Raw genomic sequence first — 10,017 nt, 5'->3', positions numbered from 1 at the left:
GGTGGGCGCCGGGCCTCCGGCGAGCCCGGCGCCGCCTGGGCGCCCGGCGCGCGGGGCGGTGCGCGGTACGGCCGCCCCGCGCGCCGGTCCGGCCCTAGGTGTTCTGACCACGGAGGTTGGTGACGGGGTTCACGGCCTGGCGATCTTGAAATGAGTGAGGGCCTTCTGGCTCGGTGTGGATTGCGACATCTGCACCGGCTCCCAGAAAGGCCCTCATGCCACACCGTAACGCACCGCTGACCGAGACCGGACGCCTGCCTCTGGCCCGCTGCGTGGTCGAGGACGGCTGGCCGCTGCGGCGGGCCGCCGAGCGCTTCCAGGTCTCGCCGACCACGGCCAAGCGCTGGGCCGACCGCTACCGCGCGCTCGGCGAGGCCGGCATGAGCGACCGCTCCAGCCGCCCGCACCACAGCCCGCGCCGGCTGCCGTCCCGCACCGAGCGGCGGATCGTCAAGGTCCGCGTCCTGCGCCGCTGGGGACCGGCCCGCATCGCCTACCTGCTGCGACTCAACCCGGCCACCGTCCACCGGGTCCTGGTCCGCTACCGCCTCGCCCGACTCGCGCACCTCGACCGCGCCACCGGACGCCCGGTGCGGCGCTACGAACGCGCCGCACCGGGCGAACTGGTCCACGTCGACATCAAGAAGCTCGGCAACATCCCCGACGGCGGCGGCCACAAGAGCCTGGGCCGCCAGGCCGGCCGCAGGACCCGCTCCGGCGCCGGATACAGCTACCTGCACAACGCCGTGGACGACCACTCCCGCCTGGCCTACAGCGAGATCCTGACCGACGAACGCAAGGAGACCGCCGCCGCGTTCTGGGCCCGGGCGAACGCGTTCTTCGCCCGGGCCGGGATCACCGTCCAGCGCGTCATGACCGACAACGGCGCCTGCTACAAGTCACACGCCTGGCGCGACGCCCTCGCCACCGAGGGCATCGCACACAAACGCACCCGCCCCTACCGACCCCAGACCAACGGCAAGGTCGAACGCTTCAACCGCACCCTGCTCGACGAATGGGCCTACGCCAGGCCCTACCGCACCGAACAGGAACGCCGAGACGCCTACCCCACCTGGCTCCACACCTACAATCACCACCGCGGACACACCGCACTCGCAGGCAAACCACCCGCCAGCCGCATCCCCAACCTCACGGGACAGAACACCTAGGAGCCGAATCGGCCCTCGGGGCCGGATCGGCCCTCGGTGCCGGCTCAGCCCTCGGTGCCGGCCAGGTAGACCCCGAACGCCGCGCCCTGCGGATCGCGCAGCACCGCGATCCGCGGGCCCTCCGGTACGTCGGTGGCGGGCATCAGCACGTCCGCGCCGAGGCCGCTCGCCCGGGTGACGGTGTTGTCGACGTCCGCGACCGAGAAGTACGGCAGCCAGTGCGGCGGCACCTCCGGCGGGAAGCGGTCGTCCATCACCAGCATGCCGCCGAAGTCCCCACCGTGCACGCCCCATTGGGTGTACTGGTCGGAGCGGCTCACGGACCAGCCGAACACCTCCGGGTAGAACGCCGCGGAGGTCACCGGATCGCGGGTGAGCAGCTCCACCCAGCCGAGCGCACCGGGCTCGTTGAGCACCCCGGCGCCCTGGAAGGCGCGGGCCTGCCAGAGCGAGAAGACCGCCCCGGACGGGTCCGCTGCCACCGCGAACCGGCCCAGGTCGAACACCTCGGCCGGCTCCATCAGGACCCGGCCGCCCGCGTCCTTGACCAGGGCGACGACGACGTCGGTGTCGGGCACGGCGAAGGACACCGTCCAGGCGGTGGGCTGGTCCGGCGTGAACAGCGGGGTGAGTCCGGCGGCCGGGGCGTCGCCGAGGAACATCTGGGTGTAGCCGCCGGCCTCGGGCCGGGGGTCGGTCTCGGCACGCCAGCCGAACAGCTCGCGGTAGAAGGCCTTGGCGGCGGCCGGGTCCGAGGTGCCCAGCTCGACCCAGCAGGGGCCGTCCATGGTCACTGAATTCTGCTTCATGGCCTCTACTCTCGACTCTCTCTGAACGTTCTTCGACGGGATCTGATGAATCGTCACGAATCTTGTTTTTCAAGCGATTTCAAGAACGACCTTGCCCCGGGCGTGCCCGGATTCGACGGCGGAGACCGCCTCGACCGCCCGGTCCAGCGGATAGCGGCCGGTGACGTGCGGGTCCAGCTCGCCGGCGGCGACCAGGGCGGCCAGATCGGCGAGGGTCTCCGGGGTGGTCGAGCGGGTGACGTAACGGCCGCCGAGCTCCGCGACGGTGACCGGGTCGGCCGTACTGACCAGCTCCACCCGGCCCTTGAGCGGGCCGGCGGCCTCCCGGAGGGCGACACCGCCGACCAGGTCCAGGACGCCGTCGACGCCGTCGGGCGCGGCAGCGGCGATCCGCTCGGCGACACCCTCGCCGTAGCGCACCTGGACCGCACCGAGGGACTCCACGTGCTGCCGGTTGGCGTCGCTCGCCGTGCCGATGACGGTCAGGCCGCGACTGCGGGCGATCTGGGCGGCCGCGCTGCCGACGCCACCGGCGATGCCGAGGATGAGCACCGTCCGGCCCGCCCCGAGGCCGAGGTCGCGCACGGCGTCGTCCGCCGTGGCCACCGAGACGGACAGTACGGCGGCCCGGTCGAAGCCGACGCCGCCGGGTTTGAGCGCGCTCGCGTCGGCGCGCAGCAGCGTCTGCTCGGCGAACGCGCCGGCGGCCGCGAGGCCGAACACCTCGTCGCCGGGGGTGAACCCGGTGACGCCCGGGCCGACCTGTTGCACCACCCCGGAGGCCTCCTGGCCCATGACGGCCGGAAGGGTCCGCTCCCGGCCGAGCAGGCCGCGGCGGATCTTCCAGTCCACCGGGTTCACGCCCGCGGCGCGGACCGCGATCGCCAGCTGTCCGGGGCCGGCCTCCAGGACCGGGCGCTCCATGAACTCCTGTGTCTCCGGCCCGCCGTAGTCGACGAAGCCGAACGCCTTGGCCATCGCTGATCCCATTCCTCGGTCGCGGCTCCTGCTCCCCCGGGGCCCCAGGCCAGCATGCGGGGACGGGCGGGGCGGGGGCGGGCGCTGGTGGGCCGAACGGGGGCCGCGGGTGCGAGCCGGGGGCAGGGGCCGAGACGGCGAACAGATGACAGCAGACAGATAACAGATTTCGAAATCTGTCATCTGTCCGCTGTCTGCTGTCATCTGTTACCTGTTATCCGTCGGCTGTCGGCCGACCCGCACCCGCACCCGCACCCGCACCCGCCGGCCGTCAGCTCCGTACGGCCCGGGCCACGGGGATCCACAGCTCCGCCTCGGCGTCGGGCGACCCCGGGACGAAACGGGTCTGCAGGATCTCCGGGCCCGGCCGGGCCTCGTACGGGTTGGACGGGAACCACTGCGCGGCCACGTCCCCCCACATCTCCTGCAGGGCCTGCGGGAACGGCCCGCTGTTGGTGAACACGGCCCACATCCCGGCCGGGACGTGCAGGACGTCCAGGTCGTCCGGGACGACGGCGTCCTCGCGCGCCACCACCGCGTGCCAGTAGTCGAGTTCGGAGCCCTCCTCCCGGTTGGCGGAGAAGTCGTCGCTCACCGACACGATGCCGACCGGATCCCGGCCGGTGAGCTCCGCGATCCGCTCGACGGTGTCCTTGCCGAGCCCCCTGATGAACTCGGCGATCCCCGGGTTGACGCCCTGGTAGATCAGGGTGACCCGGGCCTTCCTGCCGACGATCCGGAAGTCCGGCTTCTCGACGATCCGGTATTCCATGCTGCTGCTTCCCTCCACGACGAGTCGGAAGGACATCCGGGGCTGGGAGGTGAGCACCGCACCGCTGCGCCGGGCCTCGCCGGGGCCGACCCCGTGCATCGCCCGGAAGGCCCGGGCGAACGCCTCGCCCGAGGTGTAGCCGTACCTGACCGCGATGTCGAGCAACGTCCTTTCGCCGTCGAGGACTTCCGCCCCGGCGACGGTGAGTCGCCGACGGCGGACGTACTCCGACAGCGGCATCCCGGCGAGCATCGAGAACAGCCGCCGGAAGTGGTACTCCGACGTCATCGCGATCCGCGCCAGGGCGGCCACGTCGATCTCGCGGTCCAGGTTCCGGTCGATCTCGTCCATCGCCCGGTTGAGGTGTTCGAGCACTCCTGCCCCCGTCCTTCCCTTGCTGATCTCCACCGTAGGAAGGACCCACCCTGCCGTACCCGACGATCGGTGCCCGCTCCGGTCGGGTACGGCAGGACCCGACCGGAGCGGCAGCAGTGCGGCGGGGTGGCTCAGACCAGGCCCTGGGCCAGCATCGCGTCCGCGACCAGCTCGAAGCCGGCGATGTTGGCGCCCACCACGTAGTCGCCCGGGTGGCCGTAGCGCTCGGCGGTGGTGAAGCAGGAGTCGTGGATGTGCTTCATGATCCCGGCGAGCCGCTCCTCCGTGGCGGCGAAGGTCCAGGAGTCGCGCGACGCGTTCTGCTGCATCTCCAGCGCGCTGGTCGCCACGCCGCCCGCGTTGGCCGCCTTGCCGGGGCCGAAGGCCACTCCGGCCGCCTGGAACACCCGCACCGCCTCCGGCGTGGTGGGCATGTTGGCGCCCTCGGCGACCGCCTGCACGCCGTTGCGGACCAGGGCCAGCGCGTCCGCCTCGGTCAGCTCGTTCTGGGTGGCGCAGGGCAGCGCGACGTCGCAGGGCACGCTCCACACGCCCGGGCCCTCGACGAACCGGACGTGCCCGCCGCGCAGCCGGGCGTAGTCGGCGACACGGCCGCGCCGGACCTCCTTGACCTCCTTGAGCAGGTCGAGGTCGATGCCCTTCTCGTCCACCACGTAGCCGGAGGAATCGGAGCAGGTGAGCACCGTCGCGCCGAGCTGCTGGGCCTTCTCGATGGCGTAGACGGCCACGTTGCCGGAGCCGGAGACGGCGACCCGCCGCCCGTCCAGGCCCTCGCCGCGGCTGCGCAGCATCTCGGCGGTGAACATCACGCAGCCGTAGCCGGTCGCCTCGGTCCGGACCTGTGCGCCGCCCCAGCCGAGGCCCTTGCCGGTGAGGACGCCGCTCTCGTAACGGTTGGTGATCCGCTTGTACTGGCCGAAGAGGTAGCCGATCTCCCGGCCGCCGACGCCGATGTCCCCCGCCGGGACGTCGGTGTGCTCGCCCAGGTGGCGGTGCAGCTCGGTCATGAAGGACTGGCAGAACCGCATGATCTCGGCGTCCGAGCGGCCCTTGGGGTCGAAGTCGGAGCCGCCCTTGCCGCCGCCGATGGCGAGCCCGGTGAGCGCGTTCTTGAAGATCTGCTCGAAGCCCAGGAACTTGACGATGCCGAGGTTCACGGAGGCGTGGAAGCGCAGCCCGCCCTTGTAGGGGCCGAGGGCGCTGCTGAACTCGACCCGGAAGCCGCGGTTGACGTGGACGGCGCCGGAGTCGTCCGTCCACGGCACCCGGAACATGAGCTGCCGCTCGGGTTCGCAGATCCGCTCGATGATCCGGGCGTCGACGAGCTCGGGGCGCTGGGCGAGGACCGGGCCGAGGGTCTCCAGGACCTCGTGGACGGCCTGGTGGAACTCCGCTTCGCCCCTGTTCCGGCGGACGACCTCCGCGTAGAGCGCCTCGATGACGCGCTGTTCGGCGTCGAAGGGGTGCGGGGAGGCGGCGGCGTGAGGGTTGGTGGGCATCAGATCAGGACCTTCCGTGGTCGTCGGTGGTCGTGCGCGAGGCGTTCCCGTGCCCAGGAAACGGGGGAAGTCTCGCAGTGTCCAGGACCCGGCTCCCGGGACATCCACATGCTGAAACCCCCTCACCTCGCGGACCGTACGATCCGGCAGCGCCCTCGGGTCCGCATGGAGCCCGGCTGAACCCCCGCGTCCGGGAAGGGCTCACGCCGACGGGAACGGGTCGCGAACAGGTCGGGAACAGGTGGGGCGCGGGCGCTGTTGTGCGCCTGCGTGCACCCGGTGGGCACGGACGGTACCCAGTTGTTCAAATTGGAACGACCGAGTACGGTCGACACCCGGCTCACCCGGAGCCGCCCGGTCCACCCCTCATCGACGGAGGCCCACCCATGCCGCAGCCCGGCCCCGCCACGGTGCGCTCGCGCGTGCGCATCCCGCTGTCCTTCCCCGACGGCTACCGCGCCGAGGCGGAGGTCTTCACCTTCCACGGCCTCGCCGACGGCGCCGAGCACCTGGCGCTCGCGTTCGGCGAGGTGCCGGAGGGCGGCACCCCGCTGGTGCGCCTGCACTCGGAGTGCCTGACCGGGGACGTCTTCGGCTCCGACCGCTGCGACTGCGGCCCGCAGCTGCGCGAGTCCGTCGAGCGGATCGCCGAGGCGGGCGGGTTCCTGCTGTACCTGCGGCAGGAGGGCCGGGGCATCGGCCTCTACAACAAGCTCGACGCCTACGCCCTGCAGGACTCCGGCCTGGACACCTACGACGCCAACACCGCGCTCGGCCTGCCCGAGGACGGCCGTGACTACACCGCGGCGGCCCAGATGCTCGCCGCGCTCGGCGCCGCAACCGTCGACCTGCTGAGCAACAACCCGGACAAGGCCGCCCAGCTGGCCGACCTCGGCGTCACCGTCCGGCACCGGGTGCCGACCGGCGTGCACCAGAACGCCAGCAACGTCCGCTACCTGCGGGCCAAGGCGGAGCGGACCGGGCACTCGATCGAGCTCTCCCTGCTGGTCGGCTGAGCCCGCGGCCCCGCCCGGACCCGACCCGCCCGGACCCCGCCCGGACCCGCCCCCCGCCCAACCCGTCCGGACTCCCACCCGGGAAGCGTCCCCGGGAAGCACCCCCGCAGCGGCGCCGGCCCGAGGACCGCAACCGCCGTCAGCGCCCCGTGCGCAGCACCGCCCGCTGGATGCCGAGGCAGGCGAGCGGGAGCGCGACCAGGACGGCCGCCCAGAACGCGCCGTGCCCCCAGAGCTCCGCGACGGACCGGTACAGCGGCCCGGCCACCGGGATGCGCAGGGCCTCCATCGGTCCGAGCGGCGGGGGCAGCGCCCCGAGCAGCAGCGTGCCGAGCACCCAGAGGGCGAAGAGCCAACGGGCCGTCCGGGCGCGGGCGAGGGTGGACGCGATCGACACCGCGGCCAGCAGCAGGGTGAAGCCGGCCTGGTAGGCGGCGCCGACCTGGCCGGTTCCCCAGGACGCCGGGGTGGTGTGGTGCCCGACGGCGGCCAGCCGCACCTCGACGGCCGACCCGAGCAGGAGCACCAGGACCACCGTGCCGCCGAGCGCGAACCGGACGCGGTCGCGCACCCCCGCCGGGCCGGGCCGCCAGTCCCGGGAGGCCGCCGGCCGGCCGGCGGTGCCCCCGCCGCCACCCCCCGCGCCGCGAGGCGCGCCACTCGCCGCCCCGCCCGACGCCCGTCCCGTCGCCCCGCCCGTCGCGCCGGACGGACGGGGGGCCCGCCCCGGCGCCCGCCCGGCGCCGTCGTCCCGGGCGGTCCGGGCCGCCCGCATCAGCCGGGTGGCACGTTCGGCCAGCACCAGCGCCAGCACGACGCCGACGGTGGCCGCCACCCCGGCCCAGCTCCCCATCCCGCCCTCGAAGGTCACCACCCGGTCGACCACCGCCGGCGGCGGCTTGAGCACCGTCATCGGCGGCCCCAACCGCAGGTAGCCGATCGCCGCGGCCCCGGCGGCGACCAGCGCGACCGTGCCCCGGCCGACCCGGGCGGGGAAGGCGACCAGGATGAGGGCCGCGGCGAGCGCCGCGCCCAGCTGCGGGGCCACCGACCGGGCCGCGTGGTCGCCGGCGGTGCGCAGGTGGCCGCCGAAGAGGCTGTTCGGGAAGACCTTCAGCTGGTTCCCGGCGTCCACGCTGAGCCGTGCCAGCGCGCCCGCCCAGAGCAGCAGGGCGAGGGCGACGAGCAGCAGCAGGGCCGCGGCGGCCCGGCGGGGCAGGCCGGAGCGGGCGTCCGCCCACCAGGCGCGGACCCGCGGGGCCGCCCGGTCTCGGAGCCGGCGGGCGGCGGCCGCCGCCCGGTCGGTCCGGGTCGCTCCGCCCGTGCGGGTCGCCGCTGCGCCGCGTTCGGTCGCGCCGGCCGGCCCGGGCGCGCCCGCCCCGACCGTGCCGCGCCGGGCCCGCAGCGCCTCGGCGGCGACCAGGGCCGCGCATCCGGACACCTCCCCCGGGTCCGCCGCCACGGCGCGCCGGCGCAGCAGCGACCAGCGGCGCCGCACGTCGTCCGCCCGCCCGCCGCGCACCGCCGTCCAGGCGGCCAGCACGGCGTCCGCCACGGCGGCCGCGACCACGGCCAGCAGCACGGAGAGCCGGCCCGGCAGGGGCAGCCGGTGCAGCGCGCCGGGCAGCGGGGAGAGCCGGGCCAGCAGCCGGGCGTGCTCCTGGGGCTGGACGGTCAGCCAGACGGCGAGCCGGTACGCCTCGGCCCGCTCGTCCGCGCCGAGGCCGTCGCCGCTGCGCCGGCCGCCGCCGAGCTCGTGGGCGGCGCGGTCCGCCTCGGCCACCACCTGAGGGACCCGGCCGAGCCCGAGCAGCCGCCCGCAGTGCTCGCCGGAGCACTCGGCGTGGTCGCAGTCGTAGCGGGCGGCGACGGCCGGCACCGAGGCGGCGAGCAGCTCGTCGACGAAGGCGACGCCGTCGGGCCCGGCGGCGATCCGGGTGAGGCCGTCCGCGTCGACCGGCCGCTCGCGGTAGACCGGGACGGCGGACGGCGCGAAGGCGGCGCCGAAGGCGAGGACGGCGAGCGCGGCCGCCGCCGCCCGGCGCGCACCGCGGGCGGTGTCGACCGCCCGCAGGTAGTGCAGGTCGAAGAGGGTGTCCCGGACCTCGTCGCGCAGCCAGGCCAGCAGCTGCTGCGCGCCGCCGTCGACGAGCCACTCCGCCGCCTCCCCGGAGCGGTTCAGCATGCTCCGGGCCAGGACGGACGGGGCGTGGTACGGGTCGCCGAGGAAGGTCACCGGGCGGTGCGCGGGGCCGCCGCCGGGGCCCGGGGCGGGCCGCTGGGGCCGCACCACCACCGGGCTCTCGCCCGCCAGCCAGCGGGTGACCTGCGGGGCCCGCCAGCGGTGCGCCGGGTTCCTGGTCAGCAGGCCCTGGAGCAGCAGCAGCCGGCGCGGATCGGCGACGGCGGACAGGTCCGTCCCCTCGCCGAAGACCAGGTCGTACTGGAGCACCTCGTCGCTCACCAGCAGGCCGTCCGCGTCGAGGTAGTGGGGCCGGCCGGAGTACAGCTCGTACAGCACGTTGCCCAGGCCCCACCAGGGCCCGGCGGGGTGGTTGGCGCCGGCGAGCTGTTCGGGCGCCATGTAGGCGACGGTCACCTGCATCTCGGGGGTGAAGCTGCGGCTGGCGGTGAGCCGGGCGATGCCGCCGAAGTCCGCGATCACGAACTCCCCGGGGCCCGCGCCGCCGGGCCGGACCAGGATGTTGGAGGGCTTGAAGTCCACCGGGTTGCGCTCGATCCGGCGCTGCCAGAAGTCCAGCATGTCCACGAGCTCGCGGACGATGCGGTCGGTCTCCCGCCCGTCGGTGTGCCGGCCCTGCCGGTGCAGCTCGGCGACGTGGTCGGCCAGGGTGACCGGCAGGTACTCCATGGCCACCCAGGCGCAGCCCACCCCGGCGTGCTCGACCTGGCCGTAGTCGACGATCTCGGGCACGTGCCGCCGGTGGGCCGGGTCGCGCAGGTGCTCCAGCAGCTCGGCGTCCATGCCCTGCCCGGCCCGGGTGACCTTCACCGCGGCGTCGCCGCCGCCGTCGGTGCGCCGTACGTGCCAGACCGTCCCCTCGGTGCCCGATCCGGCGACCTCGTAGGGCTCGTAGCGGTTGAGCAGGGCCGCGGGGAAGGCCCCGCCGAAGTGGCCGCCGCGGGCGGGGGCCGGGCGCCGGGTGACGGTCGGCGGGGTGGCGCCGCGTGGCGGGGTGACCCTGGTCGGCGCGTCGGGCGGGGTGCGGAAGCGTCCGAGCCTGGTCGGCGGGTCCGGTGCGCCGTCCTCCCGGCCGCCCCAGGGCCGCCGGTCCACCCTCGTCCGCGGGCCCGTCCCCGTCCCCGTCGGCACGCCATCGGCCATCCGCCACTCTCCCGCCCGCCGCCGCAACCTTG

General features: G+C 74.7%; 7 protein-coding genes. 2 read left to right on the top strand and 5 right to left on the bottom strand.

Going from position 1 to position 10,017, the window contains the following annotated elements:
• Window positions 1-215 precede the first annotated feature (215 nt).
• Complete coding sequence (locus AB0N04_RS34585) at window positions 216-1,169, top strand: IS481 family transposase (protein WP_360210656.1); 954 nt, start codon at window positions 216-218, stop codon at window positions 1,167-1,169.
• Between the two features lie 44 nt (window positions 1,170-1,213).
• Here AB0N04_RS34585 and AB0N04_RS34580 read toward each other — a convergent pair whose 3' ends face one another.
• The 4 genes from AB0N04_RS34580 to gdhA form a co-directional block, all read right to left on the bottom strand.
• A complete protein-coding gene (locus AB0N04_RS34580) occupies window positions 1,214-1,978 on the bottom strand; it encodes a VOC family protein (protein WP_360210654.1) in 765 nt (254 codons plus the stop codon).
• A 69-nt stretch (window positions 1,979-2,047) separates the two neighbouring features.
• Window positions 2,048-2,956 (bottom strand): NADP-dependent oxidoreductase, encoded by a 909-nt coding sequence (locus AB0N04_RS34575; RefSeq protein WP_360210652.1) that lies wholly within the window; start codon window positions 2,954-2,956, stop codon window positions 2,048-2,050.
• A gap of 271 nt (window positions 2,957-3,227) precedes the next feature.
• Entirely contained in the window at window positions 3,228-4,103 is an 876-nt protein-coding gene (locus AB0N04_RS34570; protein WP_360210650.1) for an AraC family transcriptional regulator, read from the bottom strand.
• Window positions 4,104-4,234: 131 nt separating this feature from the next.
• A complete protein-coding gene (gdhA, locus tag AB0N04_RS34565; RefSeq protein ID WP_360210648.1) occupies window positions 4,235-5,623 on the bottom strand; it encodes an NADP-specific glutamate dehydrogenase in 1,389 nt (462 codons plus the stop codon).
• Window positions 5,624-6,009: 386 nt separating this feature from the next.
• On the opposite strand from gdhA, the gene ribA reads away from it, so the two are divergent.
• Window positions 6,010-6,639 carry a GTP cyclohydrolase II gene (ribA, locus tag AB0N04_RS34560; RefSeq protein ID WP_360210646.1) on the top strand — a complete coding sequence of 210 codons (630 nt, stop codon included), beginning with the start codon at window positions 6,010-6,012 and terminating at the stop codon, window positions 6,637-6,639.
• 139 nt (window positions 6,640-6,778) lie between these two features.
• Here ribA and AB0N04_RS34555 read toward each other — a convergent pair whose 3' ends face one another.
• On the bottom strand, window positions 6,779-9,985 hold the full coding sequence (locus tag AB0N04_RS34555; RefSeq protein ID WP_360210644.1) for a hypothetical protein: 3,207 nt from the start codon (window positions 9,983-9,985) through the stop codon (window positions 6,779-6,781).
• Between the last annotated feature and the right edge of the window lie 32 nt (window positions 9,986-10,017).

Source organism: Kitasatospora sp. NPDC051702 (genome assembly GCF_040681575.1).
GTDB lineage: Bacteria > Actinomycetota > Actinomycetes > Streptomycetales > Streptomycetaceae > Kitasatospora.
Note: the sequence above shows the minus strand (reverse complement) of the source record. Positions and strands in the feature narration are given on the sequence as shown.

Coding starts and splice junctions, on each gene's coding strand:
- AB0N04_RS34555 (WP_360210644.1), bottom strand. CDS start 9,985: ATGGCCGATGGCGTGCCGACGGGGACGGGGACGGGCCCGCGGACGAGG.
- ribA (WP_360210646.1), top strand. CDS start 6,010: ATGCCGCAGCCCGGCCCCGCCACGGTGCGCTCGCGCGTGCGCATCCCG.
- gdhA (WP_360210648.1), bottom strand. CDS start 5,623: ATGCCCACCAACCCTCACGCCGCCGCCTCCCCGCACCCCTTCGACGCC.
- AB0N04_RS34575 (WP_360210652.1), bottom strand. CDS start 2,956: ATGGCCAAGGCGTTCGGCTTCGTCGACTACGGCGGGCCGGAGACACAG.
- AB0N04_RS34580 (WP_360210654.1), bottom strand. CDS start 1,978: ATGAAGCAGAATTCAGTGACCATGGACGGCCCCTGCTGGGTCGAGCTG.
- AB0N04_RS34585 (WP_360210656.1), top strand. CDS start 216: ATGCCACACCGTAACGCACCGCTGACCGAGACCGGACGCCTGCCTCTG.